The 18,755-nt window shown below is 45.7% G+C and carries 16 protein-coding genes; 7 read left to right on the forward strand and 9 right to left on the reverse strand.

The window, feature by feature from the left end:
* A partial coding sequence (locus tag Q1A40_RS11435; RefSeq protein WP_300000202.1) for a zinc ribbon domain-containing protein occupies nt 1-186 on the forward strand: 186 nt, incomplete at its 5' end.
* Between the two features lie 48 nt (nt 187-234).
* Here the strand turns inward: Q1A40_RS11435 and Q1A40_RS11440 are convergent.
* Nucleotides 235-1,251, reverse strand: a complete 1,017-nt coding sequence (locus Q1A40_RS11440) for a LacI family DNA-binding transcriptional regulator (protein WP_300000204.1) — start codon at nt 1,249-1,251, stop codon at nt 235-237.
* A 353-nt stretch (nt 1,252-1,604) separates the two neighbouring features.
* Here Q1A40_RS11440 and ascF point away from each other — a divergent pair, with 353 nt between their 5' ends.
* Both ascF and Q1A40_RS11450 read left to right on the forward strand, forming a co-directional pair.
* Nucleotides 1,605-3,059, forward strand: a complete 1,455-nt coding sequence (ascF, locus tag Q1A40_RS11445; protein WP_300000206.1) for a PTS cellobiose/arbutin/salicin transporter subunit IIBC — start codon at nt 1,605-1,607, stop codon at nt 3,057-3,059.
* Between the two features lie 28 nt (nt 3,060-3,087).
* The gene (locus Q1A40_RS11450; protein ID WP_300000207.1) at nt 3,088-4,518 is read left to right on the forward strand and encodes a 6-phospho-beta-glucosidase; all 1,431 of its coding nucleotides are present in this window, start codon (nt 3,088-3,090) and stop codon (nt 4,516-4,518) included.
* A 57-nt stretch (nt 4,519-4,575) separates the two neighbouring features.
* On the opposite strand, the gene Q1A40_RS11455 is transcribed toward Q1A40_RS11450, so the two are convergent.
* The 8 genes from Q1A40_RS11455 to Q1A40_RS11490 are packed head-to-tail and all read right to left on the reverse strand — an operon-like array spanning nt 4,576 to nt 12,500.
* A complete protein-coding gene (locus Q1A40_RS11455; protein ID WP_300000209.1) occupies nt 4,576-5,535 on the reverse strand; it encodes a ribokinase in 960 nt (319 codons plus the stop codon).
* Nucleotides 5,532-6,428, reverse strand: a complete 897-nt coding sequence (gene alsK / locus Q1A40_RS11460; protein WP_300000211.1) for an allose kinase — start codon at nt 6,426-6,428, stop codon at nt 5,532-5,534. The genes Q1A40_RS11455 and alsK overlap by 4 nt, the downstream gene beginning before the upstream one ends.
* Nucleotides 6,425-7,117, reverse strand: a complete 693-nt coding sequence (gene alsE, locus Q1A40_RS11465; RefSeq protein WP_300000213.1) for a D-allulose 6-phosphate 3-epimerase — start codon at nt 7,115-7,117, stop codon at nt 6,425-6,427. The genes alsK and alsE overlap by 4 nt, the downstream gene beginning before the upstream one ends.
* Before the next feature lie 2 nt (nt 7,118-7,119).
* Nucleotides 7,120-8,166 (reverse strand): ABC transporter permease, encoded by a 1,047-nt coding sequence (locus Q1A40_RS11470; protein ID WP_300000215.1) that lies wholly within the window; start codon nt 8,164-8,166, stop codon nt 7,120-7,122.
* Between the two features lie 16 nt (nt 8,167-8,182).
* Entirely contained in the window at nt 8,183-9,172 is a 990-nt protein-coding gene (locus tag Q1A40_RS11475) for an ABC transporter permease (protein WP_300000217.1), read from the reverse strand.
* On the reverse strand, nt 9,165-10,670 hold the full coding sequence (locus Q1A40_RS11480) for a sugar ABC transporter ATP-binding protein (RefSeq protein ID WP_300000218.1): 1,506 nt from the start codon (nt 10,668-10,670) through the stop codon (nt 9,165-9,167). Before Q1A40_RS11480 ends, Q1A40_RS11475 begins: the two co-directional genes overlap by 8 nt.
* 3 nt (nt 10,671-10,673) lie before the next feature.
* Nucleotides 10,674-11,657, reverse strand: a complete 984-nt coding sequence (locus tag Q1A40_RS11485) for a substrate-binding domain-containing protein (protein ID WP_300000219.1) — start codon at nt 11,655-11,657, stop codon at nt 10,674-10,676.
* Nucleotides 11,658-11,669: 12 nt separating this feature from the next.
* Nucleotides 11,670-12,500: a DeoR/GlpR family DNA-binding transcription regulator gene (locus Q1A40_RS11490; RefSeq protein WP_300000220.1), complete on the reverse strand. Its 831-nt coding sequence runs from the start codon at nt 12,498-12,500 to the stop codon at nt 11,670-11,672.
* 849 nt (nt 12,501-13,349) lie between these two features.
* Between Q1A40_RS11490 and metC the strand changes: the two genes are divergently transcribed.
* The 4 genes from metC (at nt 13,350) to nirC (ending at nt 18,751) form a co-directional block, all read left to right on the forward strand.
* Nucleotides 13,350-14,531, forward strand: coding sequence for a cystathionine beta-lyase (metC, locus tag Q1A40_RS11495; protein ID WP_300000222.1), 1,182 nt, complete (start codon nt 13,350-13,352; stop codon nt 14,529-14,531).
* Between the two features lie 322 nt (nt 14,532-14,853).
* On the forward strand, nt 14,854-17,406 hold the full coding sequence (gene nirB / locus Q1A40_RS11500) for a nitrite reductase large subunit NirB (protein ID WP_300000224.1): 2,553 nt from the start codon (nt 14,854-14,856) through the stop codon (nt 17,404-17,406).
* A complete protein-coding gene (nirD, locus tag Q1A40_RS11505; protein ID WP_300000226.1) occupies nt 17,403-17,729 on the forward strand; it encodes a nitrite reductase small subunit NirD in 327 nt (108 codons plus the stop codon). The genes nirB and nirD overlap by 4 nt, the downstream gene beginning before the upstream one ends.
* Nucleotides 17,730-17,929: 200 nt before the next feature.
* Nucleotides 17,930-18,751, forward strand: coding sequence for a nitrite transporter NirC (nirC, locus tag Q1A40_RS11510; protein ID WP_300000228.1), 822 nt, complete (start codon nt 17,930-17,932; stop codon nt 18,749-18,751).
* Nucleotides 18,752-18,755 lie beyond the last annotated feature (4 nt).

Raw genomic sequence — 18,755 nt, forward strand, 5'->3', positions numbered from 1 at the left:
AAACGTTGCAGCGGTTGCGGTTACACACTGTCTAAACTGGCGTTACATACACGGTCTTGGGTCTGCCCTGAATGTGGTGTTAACCATGACCGTGATATTAACGCTGCAAAGAATATAAAAGCCGCAGGTCTTGCGGTGTTAGCCCTTGGAGAGTCTGTCATTCCTGAATCGCTTAATGCTGTTTAGGTTGGACTCTGTGAATTGGGAATCCCCGTCCTTCAGGGCGGGGAGCAGTCAATTGCTGTATGGCCCGTCGCTAACAGAATCCCTGATTTTTAATTCTGAGATAAAGATATTCTCTTTTGAAAAATGTCCGCCATCGAGCATCGAAATTACCCGATGAATAACTTCGTTAATCATTCCATTAACCGGGTCTTTTACACTGGATAAGGCCGGTTTCAGGAAGGGCGCGGTTGGAATATCATCAAAACCAATAACGGAAACCTGTTGGGGAACCGCGATGCCGATATCATCCAGCGCTTTGATGGCTCCTATGGCCATATCATCATTACTGGCCAGAATAGCGGTAAAAGGTGTTGCCTGTTGGTGTAATTTCATCACGCCTTGAACACCGCAAGTCGGTGTCCAGCGGCCTTGAATAATCAATGACTCGATGACTTCAATGCCACTGGCAAGTAAGGCCTCTTTATAACCCGCCAGACGTTCAATTGCTGTCGGTGAGTCCATTGAACCGGTAATAAAAGCAATCTCTCTGTGACCACGAGAAATCAGATACTGAGTGGCGTTAAAACTGGAGCCTTTATGATCGCAAGCTATACAGTGACTCTGATTTTTTCTCAGTTTACGGTTCACTATCATAATAGGCTGGGAATGTTGCTCGATGATTTCATCCATCTGGCTGATACTCAGAAAGCGGGGATAGACAATAATCGCATCACAGCGTAATCCGAGCAGAAACTGAATTGCGGCATGTTCTTCCTCTGCACTGTGTTTGCCATCAACAAGGATCAGTTGCCGACCATTATCTTCGAGCTTTTTTGCTGCCTGGGATAGGATCTCATTAAAGTAACTGCCTTGATAAAGATTATTAGTCACTACCAGACCAATACAGGCGGATTTACTGGTTGAAAGATTACGAGCCAGTAAATTAGGGCGATAGCCGGTTTCTTCAATCGCCTGGTAAACCCGCGCTTTGGTTTCGTCACTGGTATAACCTTTCCCTGACAATACGCGCGAAACTGTCGCTTTTGATACGTTTGCCCGTTTTGCCACTTCCTGCATTGTAGACATGTCTTTATCCCGACCTATTGATACCCGAATCATTTTACACATTTCTTATCGCCAGAGATGCAGAGATCTGTGCAGTAATGAGCGTGGTTCTTACTAGAAAACGCATCTGTTTGGTGAGTTAAGTCACACAAACAAACATCAAAAAACAAAATGGTTGAATTATTATTAAATAAATTAAATATTGTGTGGAACCGGTTACCGGCTGTTGCTCAGTAATATATATTCCATTAACGATATAAATATCAGTTAATACATAAACTTAAATAAATCGCCATGAAGCGGGATGCGTATCCGTTACATTGAGTGCCCTATACCGCTGGATGTAGAGTGCGATTACAAGAGCTCATTTACCCATGTCCAAGAATTATGCGGCTGTTTCTCGTTCGATTGTTGATGCTATCGGCGGGGTCGAAAATATTACTGCTGTCACCCACTGTATGACACGCCTGCGGTTTGTGCTGAAAAGTGATGAACCCGTTGATTTAGCACGTTTAAAAAGTATTACTGGCGTCATGGGGGTGGTGAAAACAGACTCACAATGCCAGGTGATTATTGGCAATACAGTTTCAAAAGCTTATGAAGAAGTTATCAAATTGCTGCCAGAAGGGCTGGCACAGGAAACCCGGCCAGCGACCAAAAGTCCCTGGTCCTTCCGTCGTGTTGGCGCCGGGATCCTTGATGCTCTGATAGGGACTATGTCACCTCTGATCCCTGCGATTATTGGTGCATCAATGATCAAACTGCTGGCTATGGTCCTGGAAATGAGCGGTATCCTGACCAAAGGTTCTTCTACACTTATCCTGCTTAATGTCATTGGTGACGGTGCGTTCTTTTTCCTGCCGATTATGGTGGCTGCTTCTGCTGCGGTTAAGTTCAAAACGAACATGTCACTCGCTATTGCCATCTCAGGGGTTATGGTACACCCGGCATTTATCGATTTGATGGCCAAAGCCGCTCAAGGCCAACCAGTGGATTTTATCGGTATTCCGATTACGGCAGTGAAATACACTTATACCGTGATCCCGGCGTTGTGTATGACTTGGCTACTCTCCTACATCGAAAGATGGGTTGATAAGATAACCCCGGCGGTCACCAAGAACTTCCTCAAACCGATGCTGATATTTCTTATTGCATCCCCGATTGCAATTATCTTAATCGGGCCTGTAGGTATCTGGATTGGTAGCGGCATTTCTTCCGTGGTCTATACCATTCACCATTATCTTGGCTGGTTATCTGTGGCTATCATGGGGGCGCTCTGGCCACTGCTGGTAATGACCGGCATGCATCGGGTATTTACTCCGACCATTATTCAGACCATTGCTGAAACAGGCAAAGAAGGTATGGTGATGCCGTCAGAAATTGGTGCCAACCTTGCCTTAGGGGGGTCATCGCTGGCTGTTGCCTGGCGCACCAAAAACCCTGAGTTACGCCAAACGGCACTCGCTGCTGCTGCCTCAGCCATTGTTGCCGGGATCTCTGAACCGGCCTTATATGGTGTTGCTCTGCGTCTCAAGCGGCCATTGATCGCGAGTTTAATTACCGGATTTTTCTGCGGAGCCGTTGCCGGGATCGGCGGGTTAGCGAGTCACTCTATGGCTTCACCAGGTCTGTTTACCAGTGTGCAATTCTTCGATCCACAAAACCCAATGAGTATCGTCTGGGTCGTTGGCGTCATGATCATGGCGATAGTGATGTCATTCATTGTGACTTTGTTACTCGGATTTGAAGATATTCCGGTTGAAGCATCCAACGATAAAAAAGAGCCTGTTGATCAAAAAGTCTCTCAGCCACAACAAGTTAACGTCTGAATTAATTAACGGATAAGGAGAAGTACGCATGTCCACATCAAGATTTCCCGACAACTTTCTTTGGGGAGGAGCCATCTCTGCTAATCAAGCTGAGGGGGCATACCGTGAAGGGGGGAAAGGGCTGACCACGGTGGACATGATTCCCCACGGTAGTAATCGGATGCCGGTTAAACTTGGGCAAGAAGAACGCTTCAGTCTGCGTGAAGATGAATATTATCCCAGCCACCAGGCTATCGATTTTTATCATCACTATAAAGAAGATATTGCTCTGCTTGCCGAAATGGGATTCGGTGTGTTCAGAACCTCTATTGCCTGGAGCCGCCTTTACCCTAACGGCGATGAGCTGACACCAAATGAGGAAGGTATCGCTTTTTATCGTGACCTGTTTACCGAATGCAGAAAATACAATATTGAACCGCTGGTGACCCTGTGTCACTTCGATGTACCGATGCATCTGGTGATTGAATATGGCTCATGGCGTAACCGGAAAATGGTCGATTTCTTTAGCCGCTATGCCCGAACCTGTTTTGAAGCCTTTGATGGTTTGGTGAAATACTGGCTGACCTTCAATGAAATTAACATCATGCTGCACAGCCCGTTCTCTGGCGCGGGCCTGGTGTTCAGTGCTGATGAAAACCCTGACCAGGTTAAGTATCAGGCGGCTCACCATGAACTGGTCGCCAGTGCGTTAGCCACCCGTATTGCGCATGAAGTGAACCCTGAAAACCAGGTGGGTTGTATGCTGGCTGGAGGGATATTCTATCCTTGGTCATGCAAACCTGATGATGTTTGGGCGGCACTTAATAAAGATCGCGAGAATCTGTTTTTTATTGATGTCCAGGCGCGTGGTCGTTATCCGGCTTATGCTGCCCGCCTGTTTAAAGAAAAGGGAATTTCGCTGGTGGTTGATCCTGAGGATGAAGCTATCCTTGCCAATACCGTTGATTTTGTCTCTTTCAGTTACTATGCCTCACGCTGTGCTTCTGCTGAAATGAATGCGCAAAATAGCAGTGAAGCCAACGTAGTTAAGTCACTGAAAAATCCCCATATTAAAGTGAGCGAGTGGGGATGGGGTATCGACCCTCTGGGCTTACGTATCACGATGAATATGATGTATGACCGCTATCAGAAGCCACTCTTCTTAGTTGAGAATGGTCTTGGGGCGCGGGATGAAGTCACCGCTGAGGGGGAAATCAACGATGATTATCGTATTGATTACTTACGCAGCCATATTAATGCCATGGGCGAGGCAATAGAAGATGGCATTCCTGTTATCGGCTACACCACTTGGTCATGCATTGATTTGGTTGCCGCGTCTACCGGAGAGATGAGTAAGCGCTATGGCTTTATTCATGTTGATCTTGATGACCAGGGGCAGGGAACGCGTGAACGTAAAAAGAAAAAATCCTTCTACTGGTATCAGAAAGTGATAGCCAGTAATGGGGCTGATTTGGAATAACGTTGTTATGGTTTCACAGATGCCGTTATTTCACGGCATCTTCTTTTTATCATCTTTTTACTGTAGCTGTTCTAAAAGTTCTGGCACATATTCGGGATATTGCTGTAAACGCGCGAGTGCTTCTGCATAAGTAGGCATAGACTCTGCCGCACCTTTACGTTCAACGCATAAAGAAGCATAGGCTGAGGCAAATATCGATGCCGGTAATATTGATTCTCCCGCAGCCAGGCGTGCCGCTAATGCACCGTTAAAGGAGTCGCCCGCTCCGGTAGTGTCACAAGGTTGGGCAGGAAAAATAGGAATTCTGAACTGCTCTTCAGGTGTGGATAACAGTGCGCCTTCCATTCCAAGAGTAATGATCACTCGGCAGGCCCCTTTTTGATGTAGGGCCGTTGCTGCACGCTGGGCACTTTTCACATCCGTCACCTCAATCCCGGTGAGCTGCATGGCTTCCGAACAGTTAGGCGTAAGCAAATCCACTTTCTTTAAGAGTGCATTACCGACCTTCTGCCATGGGGCTGGATTAAGAATAATATATGTCCCTGCCTGATGGGCGTTATCGACCATTTTCTGTATAGCACTGAGGTTATTTTCTAATTGTACTAACAGAATATCCGCGGCAGCGACTGTTGGCTGGCATCGGTTTACCTCTGCTGCGGTAACGGTCGTATTGGCTCCCGGATAAACAGAGATCATATTCTCGGCATCTTCACCGGCGACATAGATCAACGCATTACCTGTTGGTTTCTCTTTACAGGTAAAGAGGGTAATGGCATCAAAACCGGTCTTTTCTAAGTGCCGACGCGCAAAGACCCCGAAATCATCATTTCCTACTTTACCGATGTAGTGAACGCGGGCTCCGGCACGTAATGCTGCTGTGGCCTGATTAGCGCCTTTACCGCCAGGCCCCATATTGCTGTGATATGCCGTGAGTGATTCTCCGGGCCTTGGGAAACGGCTCATAGTGGCGACGACATCAAGATTAAAGGATCCGAATACACAGACTCTTCCGCTCATAATGGGCTCCTGAAGTACCGTTCTGCGGCTAAACATGCGCCACGGCAGCCGGTATAATCCGTTGACTGACTGAAAACGATTTTTAATCCATCGCGTGTTACGGGTGGGCGAAGAGAGGACCGAATACCGTCACGTAGCTGGGTTAAAGGAAAATTATTCATGGCTAACACGCCACCTCCCAGAATCAGATATTCAGGGTCGAGAATATTAATTTCTGTCGCAATCAGTCGTGCAAGTCTGGCGACAAAAGCCTGTAAATCCGCGTGCTCACCATAATGAGTAAACAAGTCTGACATATTAATATCAGGTGCATGTTGCTCTGCCCAGTGGCGTAGCCAGTTCCCGGATGTCAGTGTCTCGGCACAGCCCCGATTACCACAAGGGCAGGGTAAATCGTTTCCTTCAATCGGAATGTGCCCCAGTTCTCCTGCTCCACCGTGCTGACCGTGATAAAACTGACCATTCAGCCACAGACTATTTCCCATACCAGTACCAGGGTATATTCCTACCGCTGAATCAGGCAGGGTCTCAAGCTGCATCAGATCCCAGGTCATTAACTGATTAACATCTTTATCCATGGCTACCGGTACGCCGATACGCTGGCTCAAAATGTCACTCACCGGTTGCCCATCCAGGGTCTGGATAAAAGGGAGTGAAACGACCTGCTGACGAGAGCGTGTTAAGACGCCAGGTAAGCCAAGCATAATTCCTGAAACAGGCTTACCCTCCAGCGTGTCGATAATCAGTTGGCCCAGTGCATCCAGCGCATCATCTTGCCGGGCCCAGCTTGAAGTACTGACCTTGCGGTAAGTACTCCAGATACGTCCTTCTTCCATTAGCTGTAAGCGTGTCCCCGTACCGCCAATGTCAATACCAAGCCAGTGTTTCTTCATACGGCTTCCTGTATGGCGCATTGAGCCTCATCGATGCTGCTTCTCATCATATTCCAGGCTGTTTCCAGATCCTGATGAATATTGAATAACCCAGACGTACCGACAATGAGCACTTCAGCCCCTGCGCTGATTAAATCTTCATAAGTCTTAACGTTGCAGGAGCCATCAATTTCAATCAGATAAGAATAACCATGACGCTCTTTCAGTTCTTTTAGTTCTTTAACCTTTAGTAACATTTCAGGAATAAATGGCTGTCCTGCGTAACCAGGATCAACTGTCATAACGGTAATCTTATCCACCAGGTGAATATAATGGTGAATATAAGCTACTGGCGTAGCGGGATTTAAAACAATACCCACTTTTTTACCATGAGAACGGATCTGGTTGATGACCCTGAAAGCATCACGGTTAATGGTTTCGGCGTGCGGGCAAATATAATCTGCACCGGCCCTGGCAATGGCGTCAATAAAATCTGTTGGTTCTTCAACCATCAAGTGAACATCAATAGCGACCTGAGTATGCGGTCTTATTTGTTCAATGAAAAAAGGTGATAAAGTAATGTTTTTCACATAGTGGCCATCCATAATGTCGACATGTAAAAAATCAGCACGAGTATCAAGAACAGCTAATTGTTTTTTTATTTCTATTAAGTTCATACACATTAATGAAGGGGATACTTGAATACGCATTGTTATTCCTTTTTTTCAATAAGAGATTTTGGCTGTGTCGTTACTCTGCTTTTTTTAACGGCACGATGTTCATTAAAACGTGATTTAAAGTGTTTAAGTGCAAGAACTACAATTAATACCGCTCCCCACATAGCCAGACTGATATGCTGACTAATATTCATTAAGTTGAAACCCGTTGATAATATTTGTAATGCAATTAAAGAAAGCACCACACCAGAGACACGACCAAACCCACCGTTTGGGTCTGTTCCACCTAAAATAATCGCTAATACTGTCAGTAATAAATAGGCATCGCCATAGCCCATTCTCGCCGAGTTAAATCTGGCCATCATAATTAAACCAGCAAGAACACAGAGTAAGCTGGATATAACGTATACAAGAATCACTACACGATGGGTATTAACACCGCTGAACCAGGTGGCATTAATATTACTGCCACCCATATAGATACATTTTCCCGGGCGTGTTTTACCTAAGAATAAAGCCAGTGATACCGCCGCGATAAGAAAAACCCATAATGGTAATGGAATGCCGATAAAGGTATCTGAACCCAGAGTTCTGATAATCTGCGGCATACCACTGAGTGCAGCCCCTTTTGTTAACCAAATACCAATACCATTCAGGGTCATCATGGTTGCCAGTGTCACCAGAATAGGATGAGCACCAATGCGTGTTATCATCATTCCGGTAATAACGCCAATGACCACAGCAATGCACATCGCACCAATAATCGCGATACCGAGCCATAATAACTGATAAGGGACACTGGCATCTGCTGGCAGCATGCTTAAGAGTACCCAGGCCATAAACAGGGCGGTAATATTTGAGGTTGCAATAATGGCCAGATTTAACCCGCCGCTTAAAATAGCAATGAACATGGCTAAGGTCAGTAAACCCAGTTCCGGCAACTGGAAAGCCATGCTCATAAAGGTTGAATCAGTAAGAAAACGTCCGGGTAATAACAGAGTAAAACAACTCAGAGCCAATGCAATAAGGAGTAAAAGTCCAGTATTACTACTATCGGGACGTAGAGCGGAAATTAGTTTCATAACGATACGCCTTTAATTAGACAAAGCTGACATCAGTTTCTTTACGTTTTTTATAGTGCGTAACGGCAATGGCAATAACGATAATGACGCCGACGACGATATTCATGAAGTAGTTAGATACGCCGATTAAATTAAGGCCATTTTTTAGTATTGCTATCAGGAATACGCCCATTAACGTTCCGCTGACGGTGCCTTTTCCTCCCATTAAACTGGCTCCCCCTAAAACGGTTGCTGCCAGTACATCGAGTTCACCGCCAACCAGCGCATTGGGGACTACTTCACCCATACGGTAAACCTGTACTAACCCACCTATTGCGGCCATGGCGCCTAACCAGCCGTAAGCAAAGACATGGATCAGTCCAACCCTGATACCGATACGACGGGCTGACTCAGGATCTCCACCAACGGCGTAAAGCTGGCGACCGAGATTCGTTTTATTCAGCAGGAGCGCAGTCGCTCCAGCGATAACCAGCATAGTGACGAGCGGTAACCCAAGCTGAAATTGCACACCATTAACCTCAAATGGTAGTACTGTGCGCAGTGAAACCCACCAGTCCGGAAGGGAGTAAATGCTCCGTCCTGCAGTGACCCACATCAGTAAGCCAAACAGCAGTGACTGCATACTTATGGTGATGATTATCGACACGACTCGTAAGGTGGTAATCAGAATGGCATTAATTACACCAAATAACGTGCCACAGACGATCGCTAATAAAATACTGAGAATGGCATTATCAAACTGAAATTGAATAAATAACGTTGCGATAAAATACTGAACCACAGAAGCGACAGCGGCGAAGGAAATATCTATTCCACCGGTAACCAGTACAACAAACAGTCCCAGAGCGAATATACCGGTGACTGCGTAGCTTTCAGCTAAATCAAGCAGGTTTTGAATAGTCAAAAACTGCTCGCTTGCCAGACTAAAAAATACAATAGCAATAAACAGTACCCAGGCAAGCCAGCCTTGGCTGGAGGTTGGGCGTAAACGCGATAGATTAAGCATTAATTACCTCGGCTAGCTGATGCTGCTCAACGGAATCAGGTTTATATTCAGCATTTATAGTGCCATCACGAAAATGCATAATACGATCACAGTTATACCAAACTTCCGGGATCTCATCGGAAATGATAATAATAGAGATGCCTTCTTTTGCCAGAGCATGAATAAGCTGATAAATACTGGCTTTAGCGCCTACATCGACTCCAACGGTAGGGGAGTCTAATATTAATATCTGCGGCTGAGTTAATACCCATTTTGCGAGGACGATTTTTTGTTGATTACCACCCGATAATGTCGAAATCGCTAATTCAGGATCGGCAACACGCACACCTAACTTCTGGATCCACTCTAATATTATTTTATTTTTTCGATATTCATCAATTAAGTGAAAACGATTTTTAAGCTGGTCGAGAATGGTTAGAACCATATTGTCGGCAACTGATTGTTGCTGAACTAAACCGAGAGTAAGTCTGTCTTCTGAAACATAACCAATCCCGGATTTAATAGCATCTTCATGGGTTTTAAAACGAACCGGTTTACTGTCAAGCCAGATTTTTCCGCTATCTGGTTTTGTCATGCCAAACAGTGAAAGTGCCAGTTCAGTACGCCCTGAGCCTAACAGGCCACATAAACCGATAATTTCGCCTTTATACAATTTAAAACTGACATTTGAGTATTGGTTCGCCCGGGTTAAATTCTCAACTTCAAGAATAACGCGAGAGTCACTCTTGGTTGGCGCTTTCATTTGATAGTCCAGTTTTTTGCCTGTCATCAGTTCCGTTAAATGAAAGGGTGTCATTTCATTTGCTGGCCAGCAACCAATAATACGACCATCGCGTATCACGGTAACACGGTCAGAGATCTCGAGAACTTCATCGAGTCTGTGGCTGACAAATACCACACAAATATTCGATTCTTTAAGATAGCGCACGGTTTTTAATAACTGATTAACTTCAGTTCTGGTGAGCGAAGCCGTCGGTTCATCCATAATAACTAAACGTGCATCTGCAACTAAGGCACGACAAATAGCCACTTGCTGACGCTGGGCAATGGAAAGCGAAAATACCTGTTGGTCTATATCAAGATCAAACTGCAGTTTTTCAATGACTTCCAGTGCGGCTTTGCGCAGTTTGGGCTTATTATGCCAGCGCAGTAATCCTTCCAGATTGTGTTCAAAAGCAATGTTTTCCCAGACTGACAGATTTGGAAATAACGACAGGTCTTGATAAATGACCTGAATACCAAAATCACGAGCCTGACGGGCAGAGAGTTTGGGGGTGGGTGCACCATCCCCTAACGTAATCGAGCTACCACTATCCGGAGTATGTACACCGGAAATGACTTTAATTAATGTGCTTTTACCACAGCCATTTGTACCAGCAAGACAGTGCACCTCTCCTGCCAGTAAAGTCATAGAAATATCACTTAATGCCCGGTTTCCGCCGAATGTTTTTGACAGGTTTTCAAGGGAAATAAGTGTATTTGATGTGTGCTCATTCATTTTTTACAGCCCCATTTTTACCAGTTTCGGTAAGTTCTCTTTATCCAGGCTCTCGGTGCTATTACCCAGAATGGTGCGGTTTTCCTGGTCAACTTTTACTTTTCCTAAACCTTCAATGGTCATACCGTCGGTGACAGGCTCATTCTTTTGCAGCATATCGGCGACGCGAACAAATACTTCGCCAGCAGTTTGTGGATTCCAGATATAGCCACCTTTGATTGCGCCCCTCTGTACCAGCGATGCGCCTTGACCTGGGCTGAAGGAACCAATAACGCAGACTTGATCTGTTTTATTACGGCTCATTACTGCACGTCCGGCACCAATCGGACCTTGAGAACCAAATGCCATGATCCCTTTAAGGTCAGGATATTTAGACATCAGCTCATTGGTGGTTCTGATGGAGTTATCGAGTGACTCACCCACACCAAACTTGTCCGTTACCAGCTGCATTTTCGGGTAATGTTCTTTCTGATAATTTAACGCTGAATCGGTCCATTCTTGATGCAGAGGAACGGTCAGGCTGCCAACGTACATGGCATATTTTCCTTCTTCATTCATGCACTTGGCTAATTCTTTCATATGGTTGATACCATGAGTCTGGGCATCAACCAGTTCAAAGTCCCAGTTCACATCTTTCTGGCCTGGAGACTCATGAGTAATGACCTTTATGCCAGCATCACGAGCACGTTTAATCACAGGTTCCAGTACTTTCGGATCGTTAGGAACAACACCAATAATGTCGACTTTCTGGGCGATTAAATCTTCGATAGCACGCACTTGTAGTGCAGGATCTGCAGCTGTCGGACCTATCATCCATGCATCAATTCCACGTTTATCTGCTTCGCTTTTAATACCGGCTTCCATGGCATTAAACCAAGGAATACCGCCGATTTTTACTACCACACCCATACGTAATTTATCTTCGGCATGAACAGTAGCACTCGCGAACAGGGCAATCAGGCTGCAGGTAATAAGATGTTTCTTCATAAAGACTCCGGTTTAATTTTTAATTAGCTGTTTAGGATTATTGCGTTGCGAGCAGTCGATAATATTGACACCGTTCCACGCTAATTCCTTTTCCAGTTCTTTGTTTTTTAATTGGTCAGTAATAAGAAATTCCACATCGCGGTAATGACAAATTCTTGCGAATGAGGGGTGTAAAAATTTACTGCTATCAAGCAACAGATATTTACGTTCTGCTGCAAGGATCATTTGCTGTTTTAGATGAGCACTATTTTCATTTTCTTCACGTAAATAACCATCACTGCTTAAATTAGTACAAGAAAAAAATATTTTATTAATTTGAAATTCACGTAGCGGTTGTTCAGTTACGACACCATGAAAACTTTCATATCTGTCAGAGTATTCTCCGCCGAGGCAAATAGTTCTTATATTACTGCGTGCCGCTAATGTCTGAACGACCCTCAGAGAATTACTAATTACCGTTAACTCGATATCAGGTAACTGGCGCGAAAAATACCAGCCGGTAGTGCTGTCGTCTATTAATATACAGTCCCCCGGACTGACAAAATCTAGTGCCCGTTTTGCTATTGCCATTTTTTCATCTACTTTTTCATTTATTCTTTGACGAAAAGATAAGCCCTGCTCGTTGACAACACGGGTATTATTTTGTGAAGTATTTATCTCTTTCTTAGCAAGAACAGCTCCACCATGGCTACGCTGTAATAAACCTCTTTTTTCTAATTGACTCAGGTCTCGTCTAATTGTTTCCTGAGAGACTTGACACAGTGTTACTAATTCCGCGACCAATACTCTGCCGTTTATATTTAATTCATCAATAATTCTCTGCTGTCTTTCTATCGGTAACATTATGCCCTCCCGATGTTTAATAAAGTACCCGATACTGTAGTGAGAAAATGTGTGCTGGATAGGAGTCCACAGGCGAATAATTACATCAATTCGTCATGGTGATTTTTGTCATGTTTGTAATGTAATTGTTTTATATAATTCCATTATTTAGTGACTTTGGTCACATTTATTAACCGGGTAACGCTTAGAAACGCTTTGGCTTTTGTTTTTTTTCTTAACCTGCGAATAACATTAGCATGACCGATATTGACCGTTTATGTGTATTTGACCGTTTTGTGACGGAAAATTTAAATTTGTAGTCAGGTTAAAAATAATGCGGGTGGTTTACTGAGAGCGGTCCAGGTATGCGATGCTGTGGTGGAATGGTTTGGTACAGGGGTAATCAAAATATGTCGCTTTAGCATACCCGCCGTCGCAAGTACGGTGATTTGATCAAGTCCTGTGGGCCTGTCGCGCACCATTGTCAGCACCTGAACCTTGAACCGTTTTGGGTACGCCAGTACTCCGTTTAGCTCTGCTCTTTTCCTGCGTTTTCGTGATACTTTTTTCTGGCTTATCAGGTTTTCCTTTGACGGGTTTATTTCCTTTATCGTCCATTTTTTACATCTTTTTTGTGTGCTTTTTTTAGCATTATTCTCGTTGTTCTGTGTTATTGGCGTCTGTTTATTGCTGATATTTTGGTTAATAACAGATGAAAAAGTTATTGTTTTCTCGGGGAGTGATCGAAAAAGTGGTGCAGAAATTACAGTAAACGGACTGGTTAACGGGAGCAGGTCAGGTCTATGCTGCTGATACAGACCTTACGAGTAAAACGGCTAGCCCTGAAAGTCGAATTAAATGGACGTCACTATGAAAAATACGCAAGCTGAACCGTTAAAACTATCTACTCGCTTAACGCAACTGGGCCGTAATACCAAAGAGCAGCGTGGCTTTGTGAATAGCCCGGTGTATCGAGGATCAACGGTTATTTTTAATACCGTTGAAGACCTGGAGAATAACCGGGCAGATTTTGTCTACGGGACGCTGGGAACGCCAACGATAAAGAATCTTGAAGATGCCTGGACCGAGCTGGCGGGCGCTGCAGGTACGGTAATGTCGCCATCCGGGCTGGGGGCTATTGCGCTCGCGCTGATGACCACGCTGAAAGCAGGCGACCATCTGCTCATCCCCGATACGGTGTATCGCCCGACCAGAAGTTTTTGCGATCGGACACTGAAAAAATTTGGCGTCACCACCACCTATTACGATCCGATGATTGGCGCGGGGATTGTAGCGTTGATCCGCCCTGAAACCAGTACGCTATTTTTAGAGTCGCCGGGTTCACAGAGCTTTGAGATCCAGGATATACCGCTGTTTACCGAAATTGCACGTGCGCGTGGCATTAAAACTATCATCGATAACACTTGGGCCACGCCGGTGTTTTTCCAGGCGCATAAACACGGCTGCGATCTTTCCGTTGAGGCTGGAACGAAATATCTCAGCGGACATTCTGACCTATTGATGGGGCTGGTCAGCGCCAATGCTGAAACCTGGCCTGAATTACGGGCAACTTATGACAGCATGGCGATGCTGCCCGGCGCTGAAGATTGCTTCCTTGCGTTACGTGGATTAAGAACCTTGCATATTCGTTTAAAGGAAGCCGAAAGCCGTGCACTTAAGGTGGCACGCTGGTTGGAACAGCAGCCCGAGGTCAAAACCATTTTGCACCCAGCCTTTGAAAGCTGTCCCGGACATGAATTCTGGAAACGTGATTTCAGCGGATCGACCGGATTATTTTCGCTTATCCTCGATCCTGCGTTCTCAAAATCGGCAGTTACTGAGATGCTAAACGGACTCGAACTGTTCGGGATGGGATATTCCTGGGGAGGTTTTGAAAGCTTGATTATTCCTTTTGACTGCTCAGACTACCGGACGGCGACAACCTGGCAGCCAGCCGGAAGAACGCTCCGTTTACAGATTGGGCTGGAAGATACCGATGATCTGATTAACGATTTACGTCAGGGCCTGGATCGATTGCATCTGCAAGCCTGATACCGGCATTAACTTAAGGACGAAAACCAGCCTGTTTTACTCTAAAACACGCGGTTAATATGGCTGCCAGGGGAGGGTGGCCGCTTGTGTGGCTGATAAACCCGTCGCAGCGGGTGTAACGGCCTAAAAATATGTCATTTCTTCAATGTTTTATTCTTTTGAAATCATCCATATCGCATTGATATTTCTTGTGAAAATGTCTTTCCTGATCCAGGTTAATAACAGTCCGTAAAATATTTAAAGGTGTATTTGATTTGCATCAATGCAGCGATTAGCTGAATCGATAAAGTAGATAACAATAAAAAAGATTGAGGCAATGTTGATGAGCAAACTCAAAATAGCAGTTATCGGCAACGGTATGGTAGGTCATCGCTTTATTGAAGACCTGCTGGATAAAGCCCCGTCTGACCAATTTGAAATCACGGTCTTCTGTGAAGAACCCCGCAAAGCTTATGACCGTGTTCACCTGTCTTCTTACTTCTCCCACCACACCGCTGAAGAACTCTCCTTAGTACGCGACGGTTACTATGAAAAACATGGTGTAAAAGTGCTGGTTGGTGAACGAGCTATTACCATTAACCGTCAGGATAAGCTTATCCACTCTAACACCGGACGAAGCATCTATTATGACAAACTGGTGATGGCGACGGGTTCGTACCCCTGGATACCGTCGATTAAAGGCGCAGATACTCAGGACTGCTTTGTCTATCGTACCATTGAAGATTTGAACGCGATTGAAGCCTGCGCGCGGCGTAGCAAACGTGGTGCGGTCGTTGGTGGTGGTTTGTTAGGATTGGAAGCCGCCGGCGCGCTGAAAAACCTCGGGGTAGAAACTCACGTTATTGAATTCGCGCCAATGCTGATGGCTGAGCAGCTTGACCAGATGGGTGGCGAGCAACTTCGTAATAAAATTGAACGTCTTGGGGTACAGGTTCATACCAACAAAAATACCTTAGAAATTGTTCAAAAAGGAAATGAAGCACGTAAAACCATGCTGTTTGCTGATGGTAGTGCACTGGAAATCGACTTTATCGTTTTTTCTACCGGTATTCGCCCTCAGGATAGACTGGCCGCTCAGTGTGGGCTGGAAATTGCCACGCCGCGTGGTGGGATTGCCATTAACGATCACTGCCAGACTTCAGATCCCGATGTTTATGCTATCGGTGAATGTGCGAGCTGGAACAGGCAAATTTTTGGTTTAGTGGCCCCGGGTTACAAAATGGCCCAGGTTGCAGTCGATAATCTGCTGGGCACTAAGAGCCATTTTACCGGGGCGGATATGAGCGCCAAGCTCAAATTGCTGGGGGTTGATGTGGGGGGGATTGGCGATACCCACGGCCGCACGCCAAATACTCGCAGCTATGTCTACCTGGATGAGAGCAAAGAAGTCTATAAGCGTTTAATCGTCAGTGAAGATAATAAAGCTTTGCTGGGGGCTGTGCTGGTGGGGGATACCAGTGATTACGGCAATTTATTGCAGTTGGTGCTTAACGCTATTGAATTGCCGGAAAACCCCGATTCGCTGATTTTACCTTCTTATGCCAGCAGTCCTAAATCAGCTCTGGGTGTCGACAAACTGCCTGATACCGCCCAAATTTGCTCCTGCTTTGACGTCACTAAAGGCGATTTGGTTAAGGCGATTAATAAGGGTTGCCATACCGTTGCTGCTCTGAAAGCGGAAACCAAAGCCGGTACGGGATGTGGCGGCTGTATTCCGCTGGTGACTCAGGTACTCAATGCCGAACTGGCGAAAGCCGGTATCGAAACCAACAATCACCTCTGTGAACATTTCGCCTTCTCACGCCAGGAGCTTTACCATTTAATTCGTGTCGAAGGGATCAAGTCCTTTGAACAACTGCTGCATAAATACGGTAAAGGCTACGGATGTGAAGTCTGTAAACCTACCGTCGGTTCTTTGTTAGCCTCTTGCTGGAATAATTACATTCTTGAGCCGGAACTCACTCCGCTGCAGGATACTAACGATAATTTCCTCGGCAATATTCAGAAAGACGGGACTTATTCTGTTATTCCACGTTCTGCGGGGGGCGAAATTACACCGGAAGGATTAATGGAAATCGGCCGTATCTCCCGGGAATATAATCTTTATACCAAAATTACCGGATCACAGCGTATCGGGATGTTTGGTGCACAGAAAGATGATTTACCTGAGATCTGGCGTCAGCTGATCAATGCCGGATTTGAAACCGGTCATGCTTATGCCAAAGCTTTACGTATGGCTAAAACCTGCGTCGGCAGTACCTGGTGTCGCTACGGTGTGGGCGATAGTGTTGGCTTTGGGGTTGAGTTAGAGAATCGCTACAAGGGTATTCGTACCCCGCATAAAATGAAGTTTGGTGTCTCTGGTTGTACCCGTGAGTGTGCTGAAGCCCAGGGGAAAGATGTCGGGATTATCGCGACAGAAAAAGGCTGGAACCTCTACGTTTGTGGTAATGGCGGGATGAAACCACGCCATGCTGATTTGCTGGCGGCTGACCTCGACCGCGAAACCGTTATCACTTATCTCGACCGCTTTATGATGTTCTATATCCGTACTGCCGATAAGCTCACTCGCACCTCGGTTTGGCTTGAGAATCTGGAAGGTGGAATAGACTATCTGCGCAGCGTCATCATTGACGACAAGCTTAACCTTAATAGCCAGCTGGAAAGCGAATTGGCTCGCCTGCGTGAGAAAGTTATCTGTGAATGGCGCGAAACAGTTGATAACCCAGAGGCTCAGGTGCGTTTCAGACACTTTATCAACAGTACATTACGTGACCCGAATGTGCAGATTGTCAGTGAACGTGAACAACATCGTCCTGCGACACCTTATGAGCGTATCCCGGTAACATTACTGGATGTGGAGGAACAGCTATGAGCCAGTGGAATACCGTTTGTCAGCTAAGTGATATTTTGCCCGAAACAGGCGTCTGCGCGTTAGTGAAGGGGGAGCAAATTGCTATCTTCCGTCCTTATGCTGATGAGCAAGTATATGCGGTCAGTAATATTGATCCTTTCTTTGAGGCAAGCGTGCTGTCACGAGGATTGATTGCTGAGCACCATAACGAACTGTGGATAACCAGTCCGCTGAAAAAACAGCATTTTCGCTTAATTGACGGCTACTGTCTGGAGGATGAGTCCTATTCCATCGCACATTTTGCAGCTCGCGTTGAAAATGGCGTCGTACAAATAAAAGCATAGAAACTGACCTGTCGGGCCTCAGTGAGAGGCCCGACCTCATAGAGTCGACGATTTATCGTCTATACCCGTCATACTTCGCACTTACAGGCAACGCGAATTATTTTGGGTATATGTCGATATTTTTCCTGCTGAGACAGGCGCTGATAACGAGTCTGGCTTTTGGGAACAACTGCATTCATCTACTTTCCAGAGAAATAACTATGTTCACTGATACTATTAATAAGTGTGCAGCTAATGCCGGGCGTATTCAGCGACTTTCCTCTACTAACCCTTTTGCATTCTGGGTCAGTTCGATGATGGCGGGGGCTTACGTTGGGTTTGGTATTATTTTGATTTTCACGCTGGGTAATTTGATGGAGCCTTCATTACGACCGCTGGTGATGGGGGCGACCTTTGGTATTGCTCTGACCCTGGTCATTATTGCAGGTTCAGAACTCTTCACAGGCCATACCATGTTTCTGACGCTTGGGGTTAAAGCCGGTACTGTCTCACAGGGACAGATGTGGGCGATTTTGCCTCAGACCTGGTTGGGGAATCTGCTCGGCTCTGTCTTTATTGCCTTACTCTATAACTGGGGAGGCGGCGCATTGTTACCGCTTGATACCAGCCTGGTACACAGTGCGGCCTTAGCTAAAACGACCGCTCCGGCGATGACTCTCTTCTTTAAAGGTATTCTCTGCAACTGGCTGGTCTGCCTGGCAATTTGGATGGCTATTCGCACTGAAGGTGCCGCTAAGTTTCTGGCTATCTGGTGGTGTCTGCTCGCGTTTATTGCTTCCGGTTATGAGCACTCGGTTGCCAATATGACCCTGCTTGCCCTGTCATGGCTTGGGAACCATTCTGAAGCTTATACCCTGTCTGGTATTGGCCACAATTTACTGTGGGTAACTTTGGGTAATATGTTCTCTGGCATGATTTTTATGGGCCTGGGTTACTGGTACGCGACGCCGAAAGCAGAGCGTCCGCAAATATCGGACAATATAGGAAGAGAGAATATTACCGGTAAAAAAGCGACTTCCTGATCAT

The organism is uncultured Cedecea sp. (genome assembly GCF_947498825.1).
Lineage (GTDB): Bacteria > Pseudomonadota > Gammaproteobacteria > Enterobacterales > Enterobacteriaceae > JGM124.